The sequence below is a fragment of the Streptomyces sp. NPDC047869 genome (genome assembly GCF_040704065.1).
Lineage (GTDB): Bacteria > Actinomycetota > Actinomycetes > Streptomycetales > Streptomycetaceae > Streptomyces.
This window is the reverse complement of the sequence record NZ_JBEYRK010000005.1, coordinates 172,784-193,978: the sequence shown is the minus strand read 5'-3', so window position 1 is coordinate 193,978 and position 21,195 is coordinate 172,784. Positions and strand designations below refer to the sequence as shown.

21 protein-coding genes and 2 tRNA genes are annotated in these 21,195 nt (G+C 72.0%); 8 read left to right on the top strand and 15 right to left on the bottom strand.

Annotation, left to right across the window (positions count from 1 at the left end):
* The first annotated feature begins 79 nt into the window (after positions 1 to 79).
* Positions 80 to 1,045, top strand: a complete 966-nt coding sequence (locus tag AB0924_RS09475) for a helix-turn-helix domain-containing protein (RefSeq protein ID WP_358927558.1) — start codon at positions 80 to 82, stop codon at positions 1,043 to 1,045.
* A 16-nt stretch (positions 1,046 to 1,061) separates the two neighbouring features.
* On the opposite strand, the gene AB0924_RS09470 is transcribed toward AB0924_RS09475, so the two are convergent.
* The 10 genes from AB0924_RS09470 to AB0924_RS09425 form a co-directional block, all read right to left on the bottom strand.
* Complete coding sequence (locus AB0924_RS09470) at positions 1,062 to 2,432, bottom strand: cytochrome P450 (protein WP_358927557.1); 1,371 nt, start codon at positions 2,430 to 2,432, stop codon at positions 1,062 to 1,064.
* Positions 2,429 to 3,514, bottom strand: coding sequence for an epi-isozizaene synthase (gene cyc1 / locus AB0924_RS09465; RefSeq protein ID WP_366911061.1), 1,086 nt, complete (start codon positions 3,512 to 3,514; stop codon positions 2,429 to 2,431). The genes AB0924_RS09470 and cyc1 overlap by 4 nt, the downstream gene beginning before the upstream one ends.
* A gap of 258 nt (positions 3,515 to 3,772) precedes the next feature.
* Entirely contained in the window at positions 3,773 to 4,423 is a 651-nt protein-coding gene (def, locus tag AB0924_RS09460) for a peptide deformylase (RefSeq protein WP_358927555.1), read from the bottom strand.
* 70 nt (positions 4,424 to 4,493) lie between these two features.
* Positions 4,494 to 5,474, bottom strand: a complete 981-nt coding sequence (locus AB0924_RS09455) for a hypothetical protein (protein WP_143627102.1) — start codon at positions 5,472 to 5,474, stop codon at positions 4,494 to 4,496.
* Between the two features lie 100 nt (positions 5,475 to 5,574).
* Positions 5,575 to 6,816 (bottom strand): HD domain-containing protein, encoded by a 1,242-nt coding sequence (locus AB0924_RS09450; RefSeq protein ID WP_358927554.1) that lies wholly within the window; start codon positions 6,814 to 6,816, stop codon positions 5,575 to 5,577.
* Entirely contained in the window at positions 6,813 to 8,156 is a 1,344-nt protein-coding gene (locus tag AB0924_RS09445; RefSeq protein ID WP_366911060.1) for an HD-GYP domain-containing protein, read from the bottom strand. The genes AB0924_RS09450 and AB0924_RS09445 overlap by 4 nt, the downstream gene beginning before the upstream one ends.
* A 125-nt stretch (positions 8,157 to 8,281) precedes the next feature.
* Positions 8,282 to 8,602, bottom strand: coding sequence for a mycothiol system anti-sigma-R factor (gene rsrA, locus AB0924_RS09440; RefSeq protein ID WP_358927552.1), 321 nt, complete (start codon positions 8,600 to 8,602; stop codon positions 8,282 to 8,284).
* A complete protein-coding gene (gene sigR, locus AB0924_RS09435; protein ID WP_250403396.1) occupies positions 8,599 to 9,300 on the bottom strand; it encodes an RNA polymerase sigma factor SigR in 702 nt (233 codons plus the stop codon). Before sigR ends, rsrA begins: the two co-directional genes overlap by 4 nt.
* A gap of 254 nt (positions 9,301 to 9,554) precedes the next feature.
* A complete protein-coding gene (locus AB0924_RS09430; RefSeq protein WP_366911118.1) occupies positions 9,555 to 10,184 on the bottom strand; it encodes an alpha/beta family hydrolase in 630 nt (209 codons plus the stop codon).
* A 10-nt stretch (positions 10,185 to 10,194) separates the two neighbouring features.
* Entirely contained in the window at positions 10,195 to 11,010 is an 816-nt protein-coding gene (locus tag AB0924_RS09425) for an SOS response-associated peptidase (protein ID WP_358927550.1), read from the bottom strand.
* 49 nt (positions 11,011 to 11,059) lie between these two features.
* Between AB0924_RS09425 and AB0924_RS09420 the strand changes: the two genes are divergently transcribed.
* The 4 genes from AB0924_RS09420 (at position 11,060) to AB0924_RS09405 (ending at position 14,574) form a co-directional block, all read left to right on the top strand.
* Positions 11,060 to 11,770 (top strand): M50 family metallopeptidase, encoded by a 711-nt coding sequence (locus AB0924_RS09420; protein ID WP_358927549.1) that lies wholly within the window; start codon positions 11,060 to 11,062, stop codon positions 11,768 to 11,770.
* A 28-nt stretch (positions 11,771 to 11,798) separates the two neighbouring features.
* The gene (gene aroA / locus AB0924_RS09415; protein WP_358927548.1) at positions 11,799 to 13,139 is read left to right on the top strand and encodes a 3-phosphoshikimate 1-carboxyvinyltransferase; all 1,341 of its coding nucleotides are present in this window, start codon (positions 11,799 to 11,801) and stop codon (positions 13,137 to 13,139) included.
* A 16-nt stretch (positions 13,140 to 13,155) separates the two neighbouring features.
* Positions 13,156 to 14,166, top strand: a complete 1,011-nt coding sequence (gene rsgA, locus AB0924_RS09410) for a ribosome small subunit-dependent GTPase A (RefSeq protein WP_366911059.1) — start codon at positions 13,156 to 13,158, stop codon at positions 14,164 to 14,166.
* 84 nt (positions 14,167 to 14,250) lie between these two features.
* Complete coding sequence (locus AB0924_RS09405; RefSeq protein WP_358927546.1) at positions 14,251 to 14,574, top strand: multidrug efflux SMR transporter; 324 nt, start codon at positions 14,251 to 14,253, stop codon at positions 14,572 to 14,574.
* Positions 14,575 to 14,598: 24 nt separating this feature from the next.
* Here the strand turns inward: AB0924_RS09405 and AB0924_RS09400 are convergent, their stop codons facing one another.
* The gene (locus AB0924_RS09400; protein ID WP_358927545.1) at positions 14,599 to 15,207 is read right to left on the bottom strand and encodes a TetR/AcrR family transcriptional regulator; all 609 of its coding nucleotides are present in this window, start codon (positions 15,205 to 15,207) and stop codon (positions 14,599 to 14,601) included.
* A gap of 139 nt (positions 15,208 to 15,346) precedes the next feature.
* Here AB0924_RS09400 and hisN point away from each other — a divergent pair, with 139 nt between their 5' ends.
* Together hisN and AB0924_RS09390 are read left to right on the top strand one after the other, a co-directional pair.
* Positions 15,347 to 16,153 carry a histidinol-phosphatase gene (gene hisN, locus AB0924_RS09395; RefSeq protein ID WP_358927544.1) on the top strand — a complete coding sequence of 269 codons (807 nt, stop codon included), beginning with the start codon at positions 15,347 to 15,349 and terminating at the stop codon, positions 16,151 to 16,153.
* Between the two features lie 150 nt (positions 16,154 to 16,303).
* A complete protein-coding gene (locus tag AB0924_RS09390) occupies positions 16,304 to 16,699 on the top strand; it encodes a CBS domain-containing protein (RefSeq protein ID WP_358927543.1) in 396 nt (131 codons plus the stop codon).
* A gap of 86 nt (positions 16,700 to 16,785) precedes the next feature.
* Here AB0924_RS09390 and AB0924_RS09385 read toward each other — a convergent pair whose 3' ends face one another.
* Positions 16,786 to 18,240: a catalase gene (locus AB0924_RS09385; protein WP_366911057.1), complete on the bottom strand. Its 1,455-nt coding sequence runs from the start codon at positions 18,238 to 18,240 to the stop codon at positions 16,786 to 16,788.
* 143 nt (positions 18,241 to 18,383) lie between these two features.
* Between AB0924_RS09385 and AB0924_RS09380 the strand changes: the two genes are divergently transcribed.
* Positions 18,384 to 18,800 (top strand): Fur family transcriptional regulator, encoded by a 417-nt coding sequence (locus tag AB0924_RS09380; protein WP_358927541.1) that lies wholly within the window; start codon positions 18,384 to 18,386, stop codon positions 18,798 to 18,800.
* Between the two features lie 131 nt (positions 18,801 to 18,931).
* Here AB0924_RS09380 and AB0924_RS09375 read toward each other — a convergent pair.
* From AB0924_RS09375 to AB0924_RS09365, 3 genes are all read right to left on the bottom strand, one after another.
* Positions 18,932 to 19,005 (bottom strand) — tRNA-Met (locus AB0924_RS09375).
* Positions 19,006 to 19,071: 66 nt separating this feature from the next.
* Entirely contained in the window at positions 19,072 to 20,901 is a 1,830-nt protein-coding gene (locus AB0924_RS09370; RefSeq protein ID WP_366911056.1) for a sel1 repeat family protein, read from the bottom strand.
* Between the two features lie 208 nt (positions 20,902 to 21,109).
* A tRNA-Met gene (locus AB0924_RS09365) sits at positions 21,110 to 21,183 on the bottom strand.
* Between the last annotated feature and the right edge of the window lie 12 nt (positions 21,184 to 21,195).

The window sequence follows — 21,195 nt, the reverse complement described above, 5'->3', positions numbered from 1 at the left end:
CGCCGCATGCTCCTTACCGACAGTGGCAGGACTGCCGCACACCCTCGATTTACTGCCAGCTTCGGGGCACACTGGCAGCATGCTGAGGAACGTGGCGGCAGTGCTGCTGGACGGCGTGCATCCCTTCGAGCTGGGGGTGGTGTGCGAGGTGTTCGGCATCGACCGCAGTGACGAGGGGCTGCCGGTGTACGACTTCGCCGTGGTCTCGGCGGAGGGCCCGGCGCTGAGCACCCATGTCGGCGGGCTCACCGTGTCGACGCCGTACGGTCTGGAGCGGCTGGAGGAGGCCGACCTGATCGCGGTGCCGGCCGGGAGCGAGTACGTGACCCGGGAGTATCCGCCCGCCCTGCTCGACGCCCTGGTGCGGGCCGTGGAGCGGGGCACCCGGGTGCTCAGCGTGTGCTCGGGCGTGTTCGTGCTCGGCGCCGCCGGACTCCTCGACGGGCGGCGGTGCAGCGTGCACTGGCGGCAGGCGAGGGAGCTGGCGCTGCGCAATCCCCGGGCGATCATCGAACCGGACGTCCTCTACGTCGACGAGGACCCGGTGATCACCTCCGCCGGCACCGCGGCCGGCATCGACGCCTGTCTGCACCTCGTGCGCAAGGAGCAGGGGCCGGAGGTCGCGAAGAAGATCGCCCGGCGGATGGTGGTGCCGCCGCACCGGGACGGCGGACAGGCGCAGTACATCGAGCGGCCGCTGCCCGAGACCCCGTGCGACACGGTCGGCGAGGTGCTGGCGTGGATGGAGGGGCACCTCGACCAGGAGGTGACCGTGGAACAGCTCGCCGCCCGCGCGCACATGGCCCCGCGCACCTTCGCCCGCCGCTTCCAGCAGGAGACGGGGACGACCCCCTACCGCTGGCTGCTGCGCCAGAGGGTGCTGCTGGCGCAGGAGTTGCTGGAGGGCACGGACGAGACCATGGACGCGATCGCCTCCCGCACCGGCTTCGGTACGGCGGCGGCGCTGCGCCACCAGTTCGTCCGCGCCCTCGGCACGACCCCCAACTCCTACCGGCGCGCTTTCCGCGGCCCCGAGGCCGCCTGAGCGCGCCGGCGGCGGCCTACCAGGGCACCGGCCTCAGCAGCAGCTTCTGCGGCCGGAGCGTGATGCCCACCCGGGTGGTGTCGTCCGACCCGCCGACCTGCTCGAAGCGGTACTTCGCCGAGACCGCCGCCGTGATCAGGGTCAGCTGGGCCATGGAGAAGTGGTCGCTGGGGCACTTGCGGTTGCCGACGCTGAAGGGGCTCATCGCGTACTTCGGCACCTCCTTGGCCCGCTCCGGCAGCCAGCGGTCGGGGTCGAAGCCGAGGTGGTCGCCGTAGGAGCGGGCGTCGCGCTGGATGGCGTACGGGCTGTAGACGATGTCCGCTCCCTCCGGAATGCGATAACCGCCGAGCGTGGTGTCGGTGATCGCGCGCCGCGTCAGAATCCATACGGCGGGCCGCAGCCGCATGGCCTCGACGACGACATTGTTGGTGTGCGTGAGCCGGCGGACGTGCTCGAATCCGACGGGTTGCCCCCCGGTCACGGATTCGACCTCGGCGCGCACCTTCTCCGCGTGTTCCGGATGTTCCGCGAGCACCTGGAGCAGCCACATGATCGTGGAGGCGACGGTTTCACTGCCCGGGGTGACTATCGCCACCACCTGGTCGTGGATCTCCTGTTCCCCGATGGGCTCCCCATTGTCGTCCTTCGCCTCCAGCAATGCCGTCAGCAAATCGTCCGGCTTTTGACCAGATGCCCTCCGCTCGGCGACGATCTCGTCGACCAGGAGATGCAAATCGGCCAGTGCCCGGTTGAATTCACGGTTGGCCGGGAACGGCAGCCGGTACAGCGGTCCGAGCGGAACGACCATCCGGCGGTACATACCGCGGAAGACGGTGGCGAGGTCGGCGCTCAGCCGCTCGGCGCGCTCGTCCATGTACTCGCCGCGCAGCAGGCAGCGGGCGGCGACGCGCACCGCGACCCGGAAGGACTCCGAGGTGCAGTCGACGGTCTCGCCGGGCCGCCAGCGCTCGGTCAGCGCGTGCGCCTCCTCCTCCATGACCGGCCCGTACGCGGGGATCGCGTCGAGCCGGAACGCGGGCTGGATGGTGCGCCGCTGGCGCCGGTGCCGGGGGCCGTTGGCGGTGGCCACGCCCTCCTTGCCGAGCAGGCCCTCCAGGGACTCCCACAGCGGCCCGTCGATGCGGTAGTCGGTGCTGAGCGCGAGCGCGCCGGTGAGCTCGGGGGTGGTGACGGCGTAGACCGTCTTGGGGCCGAGCTTCAGGCGCACCACGTCACCGTGCGCGCGCAGCCCGGACATGAAGGCGAGCGGGTCGCGGACCAGTTTCAGGCCGTGGCCGAGGACCGGGACGGCGCCGCCGGCCAGGGGCGCCTCGGGCGGTTCCGCCGTCTCGGCTGTCTGGGGCTTCACGGACTCGACGGTCATTTCTCACCTGCCGCTTCGTTGTTGACGTACGGGGGTGTGGACCGGTCCTCCCAGCTGTCGACCATGTACCGGCCCGACTCGTGGTGGAACCAGTAGACGGAGCTGAACCAGTTCCGCATGTTGCCGACACAGGCGCGGACGGTGGCGCCGAGTTCCTTTCCCGATACCGTGCCGTCGTCGGCGAGTTCGTCGGCAAACCGCAGCGCCTCGCGTTCGGCGCCGATGAATTCGGCGACGCATTCCTCGACGCGCCGCCGGATTTCCTCGACCGCCTCCTCGAGGGTCAGGCCCTGATGGGTTACGAGACTGATTCCGAGATTGTGCACCTCGTCGCCCGCGATTTCCTTGGGCAGTGAGCAGAGGTCGTTGTACCAGGCGGCGAATTCCTGACTCAGCAGAGCCGGACGGCGATAGGCCGGATTTCTCCGTACGGCGTCCGGGAGTTCACGTCCGGCGCTCGGTTCCAGGAGGTCCGTCCATATCCAGTGGGCGAAGGTGAGCCGCCGCAGGGCAAGGTACTCCTCGACCTGCGGGACGTATCCCCGGGTGCGGTTGTGGAACTCGCGGTCGTAGGCGTCGATCACCGCGTGGAAGTGCCGGGTGAACCGCTGGTTCCAGGTGTGCGGCAGGAACGAGAACAGTCGCAGCACGCTGTCCGCGAGCCCCGCGACCACCGGGTCGGGATGGCCCAGGTACTGCCGGGGCGCGTCGAGGGCCGCGTGCAGCCGGTGGCGCAGATGCCGCCAGTCGGCGGCCCGGCCGTGGACGATGTCACGGTCGTGGCGGTCGTCCCAGACGAAGAACCAGGCGCTGTAGTCGGCGATGGCCTGCAGGACCTCGTCGGGGGCGTCGGTGTAGTACCCCGCCATGAGGTCGGTGTAGCACAGTCCGTCGGCATGTTCCCGCACCTTGTCCGCCGGCATGAGCCGCTTTTCGAGCAGCCACTGCCGGGTCTTCTCCTGGAGCTTCGGCCAATACGGGTGGAGTTGTCGTGGAAAGGAGTCCTCGATCACCGGAAGTGCGAGAGACGGCGGTACCGCCACCGAGGTCGTCGATGTGGTGCCGTGTGAGAAAGCGTGCACGAACTGTCCCCTCTCAGCCGCCAGGCGCGCACGGCCCTCCTTGTCGTGCCGGGCGTGCGCCGTTGCGTAATCCCCGCACTTCCCATTCAGCACCACAACTGACCGTCGAGGGAACGGATTTGCTTCATCACCACCCCAGGTTGCCGGGATTCACGTGACGAACAAATGAACGACGCCCGGCCGGGACGGATCCCGGACGGGCGTCGTGACGGACGTCGTCGCTGCTCTGCGCGGTGGCCGGGGTTCCGGCCGGGCGGCTCAGTCGTTGGCGACCACAGGGTAGCGTGGCTCGTTCTCGGCCATCTGCCGCAGCGCGTCCTTGCGGTCACGCTTGGACAGGCGGTCGATGTAGAGGTAGCCGTAGAGGTGATCGGTCTCGTGCTGCAAACAGCGTGCGAAATAGCCGGTGCCACGGACCTTGATCGGGTTGCCCTTCTCGTCCTGGCCGGTCACCTCGGCGTAGTCGGGACGCGCGAGCGGCGCGTACGCCGTGGGCACGGACAGGCAGCCCTCGTTGCTGTCGTCCAGCCTGCGCCGGTCGGCGGGCAGGTCGACCAGCTTCGGGTTGCACACCACGCCGACGTGCCGGACGCCCTCGTCGTCCTGGCAGTCGTAGACGAAGACCTTCAGGTCGACGCCGATCTGGTTGGCGGCCAGGCCCACGCCCTCGGCGGTGCGCTGGCTGGCGAACATGTCGGCGACCAGCCGGTCCAGCTCCGCGCCGAACTCGGTGACGTCCTTGCACTCCTTGTGCAGCACCGGATTGCCGACGACCGTGATCGGCCGTGAGGTGCCGCGCTCGCGCCAGGCCCCCTCGCGCTCCTCGCAGTCCCCCGTGTCGACGACGTAGCCCTCGTCGTCGACGGGGAGCACGCCCGCGTGCTGCTGATCGGTGTCCTGCTGCGCCATGACCGACGTATGCCTTCCTGCAAGCCTTGGAAATCTCGGGTACAGCCTAAAGGTGGCCGGTCACCGGTGGTCAGCAAACCTCTTCGAGATCACGCCAGTCCCTGGAGTCCGGGCTGTCCGCGACCCAGCCGTCCAGCAGCCCCCGGACGAGCGACGCCGGTGCGGCGACGCCGCACTCCCGCTCCGGCACCCAGAGCTGCCCGTCGGTACGGTGCCCGAGGGGTCCGGGGTGACCGGGTTCACTGTGGTCGTGGGGGTCGAGGTGCTCTCCGTCGCCCTCGTCCGACGGCATCCGCGACTCCGAGCACATCCGGCACAGCAGCCGCACCGAGGAGGACCAGTCCTCCGCGGCGAACCCGGCGTCCGCCGCGAGCTGCTCCAGGGCGTCCCGGTCGGCCTCCGTGGCCGCCTCCAGCAGCACCACCCAGGTGGGCACGGGCGAGGGCGCCCACAGCTCGATCTCGTCGAACACCGGGAAGGAGTGCCCGGCGGACGTGGTGCGCTCGCCGTGCGGGACGCCGTCGTGCAGCACGACCTCCCCCCAGCGCCGGCCGGACGAGGGCAGCGGAATGGACAGCACCTCGATCCGTGCCGGGTCCAGCCTGCGGCCCCACACCACCTCGGCCTCGCCCTCCGGCGAGAGCCGTACGGCAGCACTGCCCAGGTCCATGCCGAGCGGTTCGCCGGCGGCGGTGGCGCCGCCGGGCACCCGCAGCCCGTAGGCCTGCCAGGCGCGCCGGGCCAGCGGCCAGTCCTGCAGGGCGGTGGCGGCGATGCCGACGTTCCACCAGTCGGGGGCGCCGGTCTCCCGGTCCAGCAGCGCGACCGCCCGCAGACCGGCGGCGCGGGCCTGCTCCCAGTCGTGCCTGAACTTGTGCAGCAGAGCGAGGTTGAACCAGGACTCCGCCAGCCAGGGTTCCAGGTCGGCGGCGCGTGTCAGCAACTCGCCCGCGTCCTCGTACCGGCCGTCTCCGATGAGCGTGAACGCCCGGTCGGTGGCCTGCCGCCAGGAGGCGGAGGGCCGGTGTCGTCCCTTTCCGAAGATCCTCACGATTCCCGCCTGCCAGTTCCATTTCCGCACAGTGGGCTGGCTTGTGCCCCCGGACACCCTCTCCATCGCATCCAACCACGTACGGCCTCAAAGGCGCTCATTACCCATGGGTTACCCCATCACCCGCAGGGTCAGACAGCGCCTGGGCAAGTACCCGGGCAAGGGATTCGACAACCTCGGGAGCGTAGTCCCCGGCGGTGGCCAGGCGCAGCTCCTCCAGGGCCATGAGCGGCCCCTCGGGTCCGGCGTCGCGGGCCTTCTCCTCGTAGGCGTTCACGGCCCGCACGATCCGCGCGGCGAGCGGCTGCTCCGGGTACGGGTCGGCCTGCCGCTCCACGACGGTGGCGACCCGCGCGTCCACCCCGGTCTGCCGCACGACGGCGCCGCCGAGCAGCGCGATGCGCCGCTGCTCCTCGCCGGGCAGTGCGGCGGTGGCTCCGGCCGGGACCGGGTCGACGAGGCTGAGCTGGCCGATGTCGTGCATCAGCGCCGCGTACTCGAGCACGGTCAGCTCGGGCCGGGACAGGCCCAGGTCGCGGCCGACGGCCCGGCTGAGGGCGGCGACCCGGCGGGCGTGCCCGGCGGGGGTGCAGCCGGCCACCTCGGTGGCCCGGGCCAGGGAGGCGATGGTCTGCCGGTAGGTGGCCCGCACGGCGGCGTAGCGGCGGACCGACAGCTGGGTGAGCAGCAGCGGCAGGCAGAACACGGGCAGCGCCCACAGCCCGGCGACGGCGACCGCGAGCGCCATGACCGCGCCGGTCGCGCACACGGCGGAGCCGATGCCGAGCAGTCCGCGCAGTTCCTCGCGCAGCAGTGGGCCGAAGCGCCAGCGGGTGCGGGAGTGCGCGAGGGCGGCGGCGAGGACGGCGTCGCAGAGCGCGGTGAGGACGAGCAGCGCGACGAGCAGCAGGGCGTAGGCGGGGCCGTCCCAGCCGCGGAAGACGCCTCGGTTGAAGAGGGGCTGGAAGCAGACGGCGGCGAAGCCGGCGGTGAGGACGCGGCGGGCGAGGTGGTCGAGGGTGGGAGTGCGGCCGCACCAGATGTGCGGGACGCCGCCGAGCAGGGACGCGGCGAGGACGACGGTGACGACCTGCGCGGCACTGTGCCCGGTGGGATGCCCGGCGTCGGGCCCCAGCAGGGCGTACGACAGCGATCCGGCGGTGCCCAGCGGCGCGGTGCGGCGCGCCCCGGTGCCGGACCAGCGGGTCAGCTCGCCGACGGCTATGAGCAAGCCGAAGGCGAGCGCGACGCCCGGGTCGTCGATGCCGTTCCACAGGGTGAGGGCGAGACAGACGGTGGCGGTGAGGGCGGCGCAGCCGTGGATGAGCCGGAGGGCGGTCACCGGTGCGCCCCGCTGCGGCGGCCGGCGGCCGGCTGGGCCGGGACCGTGCGCGGGGCGTCGTCGGCGGTGACGGCCGGGTGCCAGCCGTGCCGGCCCAGCGCCCGGACGAGTGCCGTGACCATGCGCGGGTCGAAGTGGGTGCCCGCGCAGCGCTCCAGCTCCTTGACCGCCGCCTCCACCGGGCGGGCTCTGCTGTAGGACCGGGTGGAGGTCATCGCGTCGAAGGCGTCGGCGACGGCGACCACGCGGGCGCACTCCGGGATCTGACCGCCCGCCAGCCCGTACGGGTAGCCGCTGCCGTCGAGCCGTTCGTGGTGGTGCAGGATCGCCGCGCGGGCCTCGCCGAGGAACGAGATGCCGCGGACCATCTCGTGGCCGTACTCCGGGTGCAGTTCGATGATCCGCCGCTCCTCGGGGGTCAGCGGGCCGTCCTTGCGCAGCAGCCGGGTGGGGACGCCGAGTTTGCCGACGTCGTGCAGGATGCCGGCGAAGCGCAGCACCTCGACGCGTTCGTCGTCCAGGCCGAGTTCGCGGGCGATCAGCACCGAGGCCTGGCCGACCCGCTCGCTGTGGCCGCGGGTGTAGCCGTCCTTGATGTCGACGGCCTGCACCAGGGCGCGGATGGTGGCCTGGTGGGCGGCCCGCTCCCGGTGGTACTGGGCGAAGACCCAGCAGGAGACGCCCATCGGCAGCAGCACGAGCAGCGCGGAGGCGGGGCCGTACCGGCTGCGCCACAGCACGGCCATCATCAGCCCGGCGAGCCCGTGCACCGCGACCGGCGCCAGCGAGCGGGACAGCAGCCCGCGCCAGGGCCTGAGCGCCGGCACCCGCCCCCACTGCCTGAAGGACGTGGGCGGTACCCCCACGCCTGCGGCGAGGATGCCGCCGTCGAGCACGGTGAGCACCACGCAGAAGGCGAGCACGGCCGCCCCCGCGGGTACGAGGGCGTAGGGGAAGGCGTGGGCCACGACGGCGTCCCGGCCGCCGAGCGCCCAGTGGACCTGGGCCGCGGCCCACACGGCGAGCGCCGGCTGCGCGGCCCGCCAGACGCGCCGGGGCAGCACCGGCCCGTGCTCGACGTGGGCGAGCAGGGCGGCCGGCAGCGGGACCAGCGCGGCGGCGGGCGGCGGCAGCAGGAAGGCGCCGGCGAGCAGCACCGGATAGAACGTTCCGCCGAAGCGGCGCCGCACGACGTGCTCGCAGGCCGCGTACAGCGCGGCGAGCAGGGCCAGCGCCCACCAGGGCGTGCGGGTGGTGTGCAGGGGCAGGACACAGAGCGCGGCGAGCAGCGCGACACAGGCCACATAGCCTTGCGCTCTCGCCGGAACCGCCGCCTCCATCGCGCCCTCCCCCGACCGTGCCGGTGCAGGCTCGGAGCCTAGGGCGGGGTTCGGGGGGTCCGGGGGCCCATGTCCCGAGGATTAGCACGTTCGGGTGACAGGGGCGACCGGCCGGAGGGCGCGGGTCAGGACTCCTGCGGTGTCACCGGGGTGGCGGGGGCCTTGGTGACGTCGTGCTCGGGGACGGTCTGCCCGGAGCGGATCAGGTCGATCCGCCCCATGACCTTGGCGCGCAGGTCGGCGGGCACGTCGTCATGGCCGCAGCACCGCTTGACGAGCTTCTTCACGGCCTGCTCCAGGCCGTACTTCTCCAGGCACGGCGAGCATTCCTCGAAGTGGTGCTGGAACTTGTCGCGGTCGACGTCCGGCATCTCGCTGTCGAGGAACTCGTAGAGGTGGTCGAGTACCTCACTGCAGTCCGTCTCGTGCGGCTCTCCGCAGCTCATGAGCCCGAGCCTTTCGCTTCGTTCGACTCTCCGGCGCCCGCCGGGACCAGTCCGCGTTCGCGGGCGTAGTCCTCCAGCATGCCGCGCAGTTGACGGCGGCCCCGGTGCAGCCGGGACATCACCGTACCGATGGGTGTCCCCATGATGTCCGCGATCTCCTTGTACGCAAAGCCCTCTACGTCCGCGAGGTAGACGGCGATGCGGAACTCCTCGGGGATCGCCTGCAGCGCTTCCTTCACGTCCGAGTCGGGCAGGTGGTCGAGCGCCTGCGACTCGGCGGAGCGCAGACCCGTCGACATGTGCGACTCGGCGCGGGCGAGCTGCCAGTCCTCGATCTCCTCGGCCGCGCTGCGCTGGGGTTCGCGCTGCTTCTTGCGGTACGAGTTGATGAAGGTGTTGGTCAGGATCCGGTACAGCCACGCCTTGAGGTTGGTGCCCTCACGGAACTGGTGGAAGGACCCGTACGCCTTGGCGTAGGTCTCCTGCACCAGGTCCTCGGCGTCGGCCGGGTTGCGCGTCATGCGCAGGGCGGCCGAGTACATCTGGTCGAGGAATTCGAGCGCGTCCCGCTCGAAGCGCGCGCTGCGCTCCGCGGTCGACTCGGAGCCGGTCTCCGTGTCCGCGCTCATGCCCTGGCCCTCGGGCTGCTCCGCCTGGCCGTTGTCGGTCCCTGCGTCGGTACCGGTGACCGGACCCACCTCCTCAAGTTCCCGGAGGGGACCGAGACCGGTCCCTCCTGTTTCGGAGGATAGAACACGACCCGTGCCCGCCGCCGCTCGAATAGGAGCGGTCCTGGCCGCGTGCAGCACCGTCCAGTCCAGGTCAGCACGGCTGCTGCGGCTCGGGCAGTACGTCGAACCCATGCGGCGGACTTCCTTTCCCACGACGTCGGCGCTGATCCCTCAGCACTTCTGTCCGCCTCAACAGCGCCCCGCCGCCGGGCATTCCCGGGTCACCCGAGTGAGCCGGCCCACTCCACGACACCGTCGGTGACGATCTCCAGCGCCCGCTCCTGGGTGATCTCCGCGCGCTTGGCGACGGCGAACCCGTGATCGCCGCAGGGCACCTCGATCAGCCGGTGGGCTCCCTCGGGGAACTCCGCCGGCCTGCCGAAGGGGTCGTTCCCACCCTGCACGACCAGCGTGGGCACCCCGGCGCCGAGCAGTTCCGCGGCGCGGGACTTCTCCGGTCTGCCGGGCGGGTGCAGCGGGAAGCTCAGCGCGAGCACGGCGTGCGCGCCCAGCTCGGCGGCGGTGCGGCAGGCGACCCGGGCGCCCGCGCTGCGGCCGCCGGAGACGACGGGCAGTCCTGGCGCCGCCAGCGCGGGCCACAGGCCGCGCCAGCCGGTGTCCAGGGTCTTCGGTGCGGGCGCGAGCTTCTTGCCGGCCACCCGCCAGGGCTGCTCGACGAGGGCCACGGTCACCCCGTGCCCAGGGAGCACCCGGGCGAGCGCCTGGAGGTCGCGGGCCTCGATGCCGCCCCCCGCGCCATGGCTCACCGCGAGGACGAGCCGGGCCCCGTCCGCCCGGTGCCAGGTGATCCGGGCGTCGCCGGCGTCCGTCGGGACGGTCTGTGTGGTCATGGTGGTCACGTCAGAAGAGTGTGCCGACTTCCGGGGCGTCCAGCTCCTTCAGCAGCTCCGGGCCGCCGTTGCGGACGTTGCTGACGGCGGTGGAGACCGGGTAGGCGCGCATCAGGCCGTGCGGCGGCGGGTCGAGCAGCTCGCGCAGGCCGTCCGGGTCGGTGCTGGACGGGTCGAGCCAGGCGTCCCAGCGGTCCGGGGTGAGCATGAGCGGCATGCGGGGGTGGATGTCGGCCAGGGAATGCGGTCCCTCGGCCGGCGCGACGGCCAGCGGCGTTCGCTCCGCCTCGGTGGTGATCACCGAGCAGGTGACCCACCAGGCGCCCGGGTGGTCGTCGGGCAGGGTCCGGTCCCGCCAGAACTCGTACAGGCCGGCCATCGCGAAGACCGAGCCGTCGGCGGGCAGTACGAAGTACGGCTGTTTGCGCGGCCGCTTCTTCTTCCCCTCGGCCTCCAGCGCGCGCTCCTCGGTGCCGGTGACCCACTCGTAGTAGCCGTCGGCGGGCAGGATGCAGCGCCGGGTGGCGAAGGCGCGGCGGTAGGCGGGCTTCTCGTGCACGGTCTCGGCGCGCGCGTTGATCATCCGGGCACCGCCCTCGGGCGTCTTGGACCAGGAGGGCACCAGGCCCCACTTCAGCCTGCGCAGCTGCCGAACCGGACGCGGGTCCGCGGCGTCTTTCAACGGACGGTCCAGGACGGCGTAGACCTCCTTGGTGGGAGCCACGTTGTAGTCCGGCTCCAGGGTCTCCTCCGGCTCCCACTTCTCGATCTCAAAGATTCCTGCGAGATCCTCGGGCCTACGACTGGATGCATACCGTCCGCACATACGTGCCACACTGCCAGACTCCGTACGAGGACAGGGAGCTACTCGGTACATGGAAAGCCTCACCGCCGGTCTCTGGGACCGGCTCACCGGCACCCAGCCCGATCCGGACCTGTGGGTGGTGCTGGCCACCGGGGTCGCCGCGCTCGCCGTCGTCGTACCGCACAGCCTGTGGCGCATAGCCCGCAACGCCATCACCATCGCGCACGAGGGCGGGCACGGTCTGGTGGCGCTGCTCACCGGCCGGCAGCTCACCGGCATCCGCCTGCACTCCGACACCAGCGGCCTCACGGTCAGCCGTGGCAAGCCGTACGGCCTCGGCATGATCCTCACCGCGGCGGCGGGGTACACGGCGCCCTCGCTGCTGGGCCTGGGCGGTGCCGCGCTGCTGGCCGCCGGCCGGCTCACCCTGCTGCTGTGGGCGGCGACCGCCCTGCTGGTCGTCATGCTGGTGATGATCCGCAACGCTTACGGGGTACTGACCGTGGTGCTGGCCGGCGGCGCCTTCCTGCTGGTGTCGTGGCTCACCGGGCCGCAGGTGCAGGCGGCGTTCGCGTACGCGGTGGTGTGGTTCCTGCTGCTCGGCGGGGTGCGGCCGCCGTTCGAGCTGCAGGCCAAGCGGATGCGGGGAAACGCGGGCGACTCCGACGCGGACCAGCTGTCCCGTCTGACGCACGTCCCGGCGGGCCTGTGGCTGTTCCTGTTCCACGCGGTGTCCCTGTGCTCCTTGATCGGCGGCGGCCGCTGGCTGCTGGAAGGTTGATACCGGGCCCTCCTTATAAAGTGGCCCCATGGCCCCGAACACCGCCCACCCCGCCCTCTGGCCCGCCCCGCACGCGAGCGGAGCCGTCGACGCGACGGTCCACGTGCCCGGGTCCAAATCGGTGACCAACCGAGCCCTCGTGCTGGCCGCCCTCGCCTCCGAGCCCGGCTGGCTGCGCCGTCCGCTGCGCTCCCGCGACACCCTGCTGATGGCCGGCGCCCTGCGGGCCATGGGCGTGGAGATCGAGGAGACCGTGTCGTCCAGCTCCTCCGGCGCGGGCGGCCCCGACGGCTCGGGTGAGGCCTGGCGCGTGCTGCCCACCGGCCTGCACGGTCCGGCCACGGTCGACGTCGGCAACGCCGGCACGGTGATGCGCTTCCTGCCGCCGGTGGCCGCGCTGGCCGACGGCCCGATCCGGTTCGACGGGGACCCGCGGTCGTACGAGCGTCCCCTCAACGGCGTGATCGACGCGCTGCGGGTGCTCGGCGCCCGGATCGACGACGACGGCCGGGGCGCGCTGCCGCTGACCGTGCAGGGCGCCGGGGCGCTGGACGGCGGTCCGGTGTCGATCGACGCCTCCTCGTCCTCCCAGTTCGTCTCGGCGCTGCTGCTGTCCGGCCCGCGCTTCAACCAGGGTGTCGAGGTCCGGCACACCGGGGCCTCCCTGCCCTCCATGCCGCACATCCGGATGACCGTGGACATGCTGCGCGCGGTCGGCGCCCAGGTGGACACCCCGGAGTCGGGCGGCGAGCCGAACGTGTGGCGGGTGACGCCGGGTGCGCTGCTCGGCCGGGACCTGACGATCGAGCCGGACCTGTCCAACGCCCAGCCGTTCCTGGCGGCGGCCCTGGTCACCGGCGGCAAGGTGCTGATCCCGGACTGGCCGGAGCGGACCACGCAGCCGGGTGACCGGCTGCGCGAGATCTTCACCGAGATGGGCGGCTCCTGCGAGCTGACCGAGTTCGGGCTGGTGTTCACCGGCTCGGGCGCCGTGCACGGCATCGACGTCGACCTGAGCGAGGTCGGCGAACTGACCCCGGGCATCGCCGCGGTCGCCGCGCTCGCCGACTCCCCCTCGACCCTGCGGGGCGTGGCCCATCTGCGGCTGCACGAGACGGACCGGCTGGCCGCGCTCACCAAGGAGATCAACGAACTCGGCGGCGACGTCACCGAGACCGCCGACGGCCTGCACATCCGCCCGCGCCCGCTGCACGGCGGGGTGTTCCACACTTACGAGGACCACCGCATGGCCACCGCCGGCGCGATCATCGGCCTCGCGGTCGAGGGTGTGCGGATCGAGAACGTGGCGACGACGGCGAAGACCCTGCCGGACTTCCCCGAGCTGTGGACCGGGATGCTGGGGAACTGACGGGCGGAGTGGGATCATGCGCCGCTACGGCAAGCACACCGACGAGGACGACATCCGCAGCCGCCCCAACCGCAAGGGCAACCGGCCGCGCACCAACATCCGGCCCAAGCACGAGGACGCGGCCGAGGGCATGGTCCTCACCGTCGACCGGGGCCGGCTGACCTGCCTGGTCGAGGGCCGGACCGTGCTGGCCATGAAGGCCCGGGAGCTGGGCCGCAAGGCGGCCGTCGTGGGCGACCGGGTGGCCCTGGTCGGCGATCTGTCGGGCAAGAAGGACACCCTCGCGCGGATCGTGCGCATCGAGGAGCGCACCTCGGTGCTGCGCCGCACCGCCGACGACGACGACCCCTACGAGCGGGTGGTCGTCGCCAACGCCGACCAGCTGGCGATCGTCACGGCCCTCGCCGACCCCGAGCCGCGCCCGCGCCTGATCGACCGCTGCCTGGTGGCGGCCTACGACGGCGGCCTCGAGCCGCTGCTGGTGATGACGAAGTCCGACCTGGCGTCGCCGGACAAGCTGCTGGAGCTGTACGGCGCGCTCGACATCCCGTACGTCGTCACCAGCCGGGAGGAACTGGAGAACGACGACGCCGCCGACCGGGTGCGCGAGTACCTGGACGGCCGGATCACCGCGTTCGTGGGCCACTCGGGGGTGGGCAAGACGACCCTGGTCAACGCCCTCGTCCCGGCGGACCTGCGGCGTACGACCGGCCATGTCAACGCGGTGACGGGCCGCGGCCGCCACACCACCACCTCCGCCCTCGCGCTGCCCCTCTCCGGGGCGGCCGACTGGGTCATCGACACCCCGGGCGTGCGCTCCTTCGGCCTGGCGCACATCGATCCCTCCCGGGTGATCCACGCCTTCCCGGACCTGGAGCCGGGCACCGAGGGCTGCCCGCGCGCGTGCAGCCACGACGAGCCGGACTGCGCCCTCGACGCGTACGTGGCGGAGGGCCACGCCGACCCGGCGCGGCTGTACTCGCTGCGCCGGCTGCTGGCCACGCGGGACCGCAGGGAGGGCGACTGAGGGCCGCGGGGTTTGCCGGGGGTCGCGTTCGGTAAGTGCATAATCGCACCGAGCCGGAGATCCGGACCTACGGGAGGACCGCACATGGCGTGGCTGCTGGTCATAGTGGCCGGGATTCTGGAGACCGGTTTCGCCGTGTGCCTCAAGCTCTCGCACGGGTTCACCCGGCTGTGGCCGACGATCGCCTTCGCGTCCTTCGCCCTCGGCAGCTTCGGCCTGCTGACCCTGTCCCTGAAGAAGCTCGACGTCGGTCCCGCGTACGCGGTGTGGACCGGGATCGGCGCGGCGGGGACCGCGATCTACGGCATGGTCTTCCTCGGCGACCTGGTGTCGACCCTGAAGATCGTCTCGATCTCCTTCGTCATCATCGGCGTGATCGGCCTCCAGCTGTCGGGCTCGGCGCACTAGGCGCCACTCACGGCCGGAGCCGGCTCACACCAGGTGCCGGACCAGGACGCCGCGCACCAGTTCCGCCACGCCGTCCTCCCCCGGTGGTGCCGCGACGCAGGACAGGGCGAGGCGTACGGCCAGTTCGCAGGAGCGGGTCAGGTCGGCGGTGTCCTCCGTGGCCGCGGCGGGTCCGGCCAGCACGGTCACCGCCCGGTCCCGCACGAGCCGCACGAAGTCGCCGGGCGAGGGCAGCGGCCCGTCCGCCCGGCGCTGCGCGGGTACGGCGGAGGAGGACCGCACCGCGGTGAGCGCCGGCGCCGGGAGGCGTTCGCTCCAGCAGCCGGTGAGCATGGCCCGGACCAGCGCGCTGTCCCGGGCCGCCGACGCCATCCACTCGGCGGTGGCGGTGAGGCGGTCGCGCGGGTCGGTGTGCGCGGCGAGGGCCCGTTCCACCCCGGCGAGATATCCGTCGGCCTCCCGCCGTACCAGCGCCCTGGCCAGCCCCTCCTTGCTGCCGAACTCGTTGTACAGCGTCTGCCGGGACACCCCGGCCGCCGCGGCCACGTCGACCATCCGCACCGCGGGCCACGGCCGGCGCGCGAGCGCCGTGGCGGCGGCGTCCAGTAGGGATTCCCGGGCCGCAGGCATCATCGCCTCCCTGGAACGGACAACTCTGCGCCCAGATTTGACGCGCTCCCCCGCACTGTCAAGGGTGCGCGGGCCACCGTTCCGCCCCGCCCGGTCCGGCCCTTTGTGGCCCGCGGCCTCCATGGCAGATACGGTTCAAGGCATGCCGGACTACCTTGACGACCTCCGCCTCGCCCACGTACTCGCGGACGCGGCCGACGCCACCACCATGGACCGTTTCAAGGCGCTCGACCTGAAGGTGGAGACGAAGCCGGACATGACCCCGGTGAGCGAGGCGGACAAGGCGGCGGAGGAACTCATCCGCGGCCACCTCAAGCGCGCCCGGCCACGGGACGCGGTGCTCGGGGAGGAGTACGGCGTCGAGGGCACGGGGCCCCGCCGCTGGGTGATCGACCCGATCGACGGCACCAAGAACTACGTCCGGGGCGTCCCGGTCTGGGCCACCCTGATCTCGCTGATGGAGGCGGGCGAGGGCGGCTACCACCCGGTCGTCGGCCTCGTCTCCGCTCCCGCGCTGGGCCGCCGATGGTGGGCCGCCAAGGGCCACGGCGCCTTCACCGGCCGCAGTCTGACCTCCGCGTCCCGCATCCACGTCTCGCACGTCGGCGAGCTGGCGGACGCGTCCTTCGCGTACTCCTCGCTCTCCGGCTGGGAGGAACAGGGCCGCCTGGACGGCTTCCTCGACCTGACCCGCGAGGTGTGGCGCACGCGCGCGTACGGCGACTTCTGGCCGTACATGATGGTCGCGGAGGGCTCCGTCGACATCTGCGCCGAACCGGAGCTGTCCCTTTGGGACATGGCGGCGAACGCGATCATCGTCACCGAGGCCGGCGGCACCTTCACCGGGCTCGACGGCCGTCCGGGCCCGCACAGCGGCAACGCGGCGGCCTCCAACGGCCTGCTGCACGACGTTCTGCTGGACCATCTGGACCGGCGCCGGCGCCCCTGAGCACCCGGCGAGTTCCGCGCACGCCCTCAACTGGCCGCGCGCGCCCTCTTGTTGACCCGCTCTTTACCGGGCACTCTGAGGTCGACCCCCACTTGTGAATTTGTGAATCCATGCACAACGTCATGGATTCCTAGGAGGTGGCCTCATCCCATGCTCGTCCGAGACGCCATGAGCACGGTGGTCCTCACCGTCGGCCCCGCCCACACTCTCCGTCAGGCAGCCGCCCTGATGTCCGCCCGCCACGTCGGCGCCGCCGTGGTGCTCGACCCCGACGCCGGCGGGGTCGGCATCCTCACCGAACGCGACATCCTCAACTCCGTGGGCCTCGGCCAGAACCCGGACACGGAACGCACCCACGCCCACACCACCACCGACGTCGTCTTCGCCACCCCGACCTGGACCCTCCAGGAGGCGGCCCGCGCCATGACCCGCGGCGGCTTCCGGCACCTGGTGGTCCTCGACCGTGGCGAGCCCGTCGGCATCGTGTCGGTCCGCGACATCATCCGCTGCTGGGTCCCGGCCCGGGAGCCCGCACCGGCGCACTGAGCACACAAAAGCGGGCCGGACCCCCTCGGGGTCCGGCCCGTCCTGGCGGGCGGCCGAGTCGGCACAGGCGACCCGGCCGGCGCGGCTCAGCCGCGCAGCGCCCGCACCGCGGCCTCCAGCCGCTTGCCGAAGTCGGCGTCGGCGTCGCGGAAGTTACCGATCGCGCGCTCGGCGATGTCCTCGCGCGAGACCTGGGAGATCGCCCCGGCGAGGTTGGCGACCAGGCGCTCCTTCTCCTCCTCCGACATCAGCCGGTAGAGGTTGCCCGCCTGCACGAAGTCGTCGTCCTCGGCGTGCAGCGGCGTCGGGTGGCCGCCGGTGCCGGCGCGGAAGCCGTCGAACGGCTCCCACAGCGGCCGGCCGGTCTGCGCCGGACCCCCGAAGCTGTTCGGCTCGTAGTTCTTCGCGCCGCCGTGCCGGCCGTCGTAGAGGTAGCCGTCGCGGGAGTTGGTGCGCGCCTCGGCGGCGTGCGGGCGGTTCACCGGCAGGTGGTCGGCGTTGATGCCGACGCGGTAGCGGTGCGCGTCGCCGTAGGCGAACAGGCGGCCCTGGAGCATCTTGTCGGGCGAGGGGCCGATACCGGGCACGAAGTGCGCGGGGCTGAAGATCGACTGCTCGACCTCGGCGAAGACGTTCCGCGGGTTGCGGTTCAGCTCCAGCCTGCCGATCTCCATGACCGGGTAGTCCGCGTGCGGCCACACCTTGGTCAGGTCGAACGGGTTGAAGCGGTACGTCGCCGCGTCCGCCGCCGGCATGATCTGCACGCCCACGGTCCAGCTCGGGAACTCGCCGCGCTCGATCGCCTCGCGCAGGTCGCGCTGGTGGGAGTCGGGGTCCTTGCCGGCCAGGACCTCGGCCTCCGCGGCGGTGAGGTTCCTGATGCCCTGGTCGGTCTTGAAGTGGTACTTGACCCAGAAGACCTCGCCGGCCTCGTTGCTCCACTGATAGGTGTGCGAGCCGAAGCCGTCCATGTGCCGGTACGACGCCGGGATGCCGCGGTCACCGAACAGCCAGGTGACCTGGTGGGTGCTCTCCGGACTCAGGCTCCAGAAGTCCCAGACGTTGTCCGCCTCCGTGGAACCGGTGTACGGGTCGCGCTTCTGGGTGTGGATGAAGTCCGGGAACTTGATCGCGTCGCGGATGAAGAACACCGGGGTGTTGTTGCCGACGAGGTCGTAGTTGCCCTCCTCGGTGTAGAACTTCAGCGCGAAGCCGCGCGGGTCACGTACCGCGTCCGCCGCGCCCAGATTGCCGGCCACGGTCGAGAAGCGCAGGAAGGTCTCGGTCTCCTTGCCGACCTCGGAGAGGAATGCGGCGCGCGTGTACGGGGTGACGTCGGCGGTCACCGTGAAGGTGCCGTACGCTCCGGCGCCCCGGGCGTGCACGACGCGCTCCGGGATGCGCTCGCGGTTGAAGTGGGCCAGCTTCTCCAGGAGCAGCTGGTCCTGCACGAGCACCGGGCCACCGACGCCTGCGGTCTCGCTGTTCTGGTTGTCGGCCACCGGTGCACCGGCCTCCGTGGTGAGCGGTCCCTGCGTCACGTACGCCTCCTGCGTCATTACCGACCAGTCCTGTCCATTGGTCAAAGCCAGCTTCGATCCTACATTGGACATTGTCCAAGTCAAACATCTTTCCAAAGTCACACCTGTTCGGGATCTGGTCCTCTTGCTGTTACGCTGCTTCCATGAGCGACCTACTGGAACGGCTGCGCGGACGCGGATGGCGGATGACCGCACAGCGACGCGTGGTGGCCGAGGTTCTCGACGGCGAGCACGTCCATATGACGGCCGACGAGGTCCATGCGCGGGCCGTCACGAAGCTGCCGGAGATCTCCCGGGCGACCGTCTACAACACGCTGGGCGAGCTGGTGACCCTCGGCGAGGTGATCGAGGTCACGACGGACAAGCGCGCCAAGCGGTACGACCCGAACGCGCACCAACCGCATCACCATCTGGTCTGCGCCCGGTGCGGAGCGATCCGTGACGTGCACCCCACGGGCAACCCGCTCGCCGACCTCCCGGACACCGAGCGTTTCGGCTTCACGGTGTCGGACGTCGAGGTGACGTACCGGGGACTGTGCCCGAACTGCGCGGGCGCGTGACCCGGGGCATGTGACGCAGAGCATCGAGGAGAGAGGGGCCGCGGCCCCTCTCTTTTTGCGCGCTCGCGCCTGGGAAGCGGAAACGACCGAGGGCCGGAACCCATTTCTGGATTCCGGCCCTCGGCCTTCAGTAGCGGGGACAGGATTTGAACCTGCGACCTCTGGGTTATGAGCCCAGCGAGCTACCGAGCTGCTCCACCCCGCGTCGGTGAACACGACACTACGGGAGGGAAGCCCGCGGAAGCAAATCCATTACCGGTGAGTGGTGGGGTCACGCCGAGAGCTCCTCCCGCAGGGCGTCCCGCAGCCGGCCCGCCCGCTCGGACACCTCCGCCGGCCCCAGGGCCACCGCGCGGTCGGCCCATCTCTGCCCTTCCGCCAGCTCACCGCGACGCGCGTAGACCAGGGCCAGCCGGAGCGCCGCTCGGCCGTGCCCGGCGTCGGCGGCCCGCGTCCACCACACCGCCGCCTCGGGCTCGCTGCCCTCCCGGGCCAGCAGCAGGCCGAGGTTGAACGCCCCGTTGCGCGATCCGGCCTCGGCCGCCGCCCGGTACCACCGCGCGGCCTCGACCACGTCGCCCCGGGCCGCGGCGAGCATGCCGACCCGCACCTGGGCACGACGGTGCCCCTGGGAGGCCGCCCGCTCGTACCACTCCTCGCACTCGGTCTTCTCGTGCACGATCTCGCCCAGCTCATGGGCCGGCTCCGGGGGCCGGCGCGCGTCCAGCAGGGTCGCGAGCCGGTACGCCGCCTCGGGGTTGCCGCCGCCGGCCGCGCAGCGCAGGTGCCGCTCGGCCCCCTGCTCGTCGCCCTCGCGCAGCCGGGCGATGCCGACCTGCAGCGCGGCCTCGGTGTGCCCGGCGGCGGCCGCGCGCTCGTACCAGCGCAGCGCGATCCCGGCGTCCTCCCCGGTGCCGCGCCCGGCGTGCAGGATGCCGAGGTTGAACGCGGCGTCCACGCTGCCGGCCTCGGCCGCCTTGGAGAACCAGGGCTCCGCACCGGCCGGGTCGTCCCCCTGGAGCAGCAGGATGGCCAGCGCGTTCGCGGCCTCCCGGTGTCCGGCGTACGCCGCCCGCCGGTACCACTGCTCGGCCTGCGCGGTCCGGCCCTGCTCGGCGCAGAGCAGCCCGAGGTTGTAGGCCCCGTTGTCGTCCCCGGCGTCCAGCGCGGCCCGGTACCAGCGCTCGGCGGTCTGGGTCTCGCCGCGCTCGGCGTGCAGCGCGCCCAGCGCGTTGGCCGCGTTGCCGTCGCCGTCCTGGGCGGCCCTGAGCCACCACACGGCGGCGCTCTCGGTGTCCCCTGCGTCGCGCAGCAGGAACCCCAGCGCGCACGCGGCGCGGGCCTCCCCGTCCTTGGCGGAGGTCAGGTACCAGCGGCCGGCCTCCTTGAGGTCCCCGCGCTTCTCCAGGATCGCCCCGAGGTGCAGCGCGGCCCGCCGGTGACCGCGCGCGGCGGCCTGCCGGTGCCACTGCTCGATCTCCTCGACAGCGTTGTCCGGCCCGGTCTCGTCCTCGGCACCGGCCTTCCGGTCGAGCGCGCGCGCCAGCCGGTAGGCGGCCTCACGGTGCCCGCGTTCGGCGGCGGCCCGCATCCAGTCCCAGGCCGCGGCGTCCCCGCGGTGCTCCAGCAGGTCGGCGAGCGCGTAGGCGCCCAGGGCGTGGCCCTGCTCGGCGGACTGGCGCAGCCAGTACTCGGCGGCGGGCTCGTCCCCGCGCTCACGGTGGTGGCGGCCCAGCGCGTGCGCGGCGGCGGCCGAGCCGGCCACGGCGGCGATCCGCCACCAGCCGGCGGCCTCCTCGGCATAGCCGCGCTGGTGCAGGAGGACACCCAGGTTATTGGCGGCGGCGCGGTCGCCGGCCGCGGTGGCGGCACGCAGGTGGGGCTCGGCTCCGTCGAGGTCTCCGCTGCGCAGGAGCATGGCACCGAGGACGCTCATCGCCTCGGTGTCGCCGGTCCGCGCGGCGAGCCGGAGGCGTACGTCCTCGGCCGCATCCCCCGTGTCGCCCGTCTCGCCCATTTCGTCCCGGGTCGGCCCCTCACCCGGAGACTGCACAAATCGCCCTGTCTCGAACAGAGTTGCCTTGTCCCCCATAACGTCCATCGTCGCACCACCCGCAACCTGGGTACACCCGGTATACCGCAGCCCGTAAGGTCACTTCAGCGTTTTGTCGACATGCCCACAGAGAGATAAGTCAAACACAGATAGCCCAACTCCCCACGGCGGCGCGGCCGTCCCTCCCGATCTGTACATGAGTTCGCACACCACGAAGGCCCGGATCCCTGTAAGGAATCCGGGCCTTCGTTTTCAGTAGCGGGGACAGGATTTGAACCTGCGACCTCTGGGTTATGAGCCCAGCGAGCTACCGAGCTGCTCCACCCCGCGCCGTTGTTCACA

Coding starts and splice junctions, on each gene's coding strand:
- AB0924_RS09475 (WP_358927558.1), top strand. CDS start 80: ATGCTGAGGAACGTGGCGGCAGTGCTGCTGGACGGCGTGCATCCCTTC.
- AB0924_RS09470 (WP_358927557.1), bottom strand. CDS start 2,432: ATGACCGTCGAGTCCGTGAAGCCCCAGACAGCCGAGACGGCGGAACCG.
- def (WP_358927555.1), bottom strand. CDS start 4,423: ATGGCGCAGCAGGACACCGATCAGCAGCACGCGGGCGTGCTCCCCGTC.
- AB0924_RS09445 (WP_366911060.1), bottom strand. CDS start 8,156: ATGGAGGCGGCGGTTCCGGCGAGAGCGCAAGGCTATGTGGCCTGTGTC.
- rsrA (WP_358927552.1), bottom strand. CDS start 8,602: ATGAGCTGCGGAGAGCCGCACGAGACGGACTGCAGTGAGGTACTCGAC.
- AB0924_RS09430 (WP_366911118.1), bottom strand. CDS start 10,184: ATGACCACACAGACCGTCCCGACGGACGCCGGCGACGCCCGGATCACC.
- AB0924_RS09425 (WP_358927550.1), bottom strand. CDS start 11,010: ATGTGCGGACGGTATGCATCCAGTCGTAGGCCCGAGGATCTCGCAGGA.
- AB0924_RS09420 (WP_358927549.1), top strand. CDS start 11,060: ATGGAAAGCCTCACCGCCGGTCTCTGGGACCGGCTCACCGGCACCCAG.
- aroA (WP_358927548.1), top strand. CDS start 11,799: ATGGCCCCGAACACCGCCCACCCCGCCCTCTGGCCCGCCCCGCACGCG.
- rsgA (WP_366911059.1), top strand. CDS start 13,156: ATGCGCCGCTACGGCAAGCACACCGACGAGGACGACATCCGCAGCCGC.
- AB0924_RS09405 (WP_358927546.1), top strand. CDS start 14,251: ATGGCGTGGCTGCTGGTCATAGTGGCCGGGATTCTGGAGACCGGTTTC.
- AB0924_RS09400 (WP_358927545.1), bottom strand. CDS start 15,207: ATGATGCCTGCGGCCCGGGAATCCCTACTGGACGCCGCCGCCACGGCG.
- hisN (WP_358927544.1), top strand. CDS start 15,347: ATGCCGGACTACCTTGACGACCTCCGCCTCGCCCACGTACTCGCGGAC.
- AB0924_RS09390 (WP_358927543.1), top strand. CDS start 16,304: ATGCTCGTCCGAGACGCCATGAGCACGGTGGTCCTCACCGTCGGCCCC.
- AB0924_RS09380 (WP_358927541.1), top strand. CDS start 18,384: ATGAGCGACCTACTGGAACGGCTGCGCGGACGCGGATGGCGGATGACC.
- AB0924_RS09370 (WP_366911056.1), bottom strand. CDS start 20,901: ATGGACGTTATGGGGGACAAGGCAACTCTGTTCGAGACAGGGCGATTT.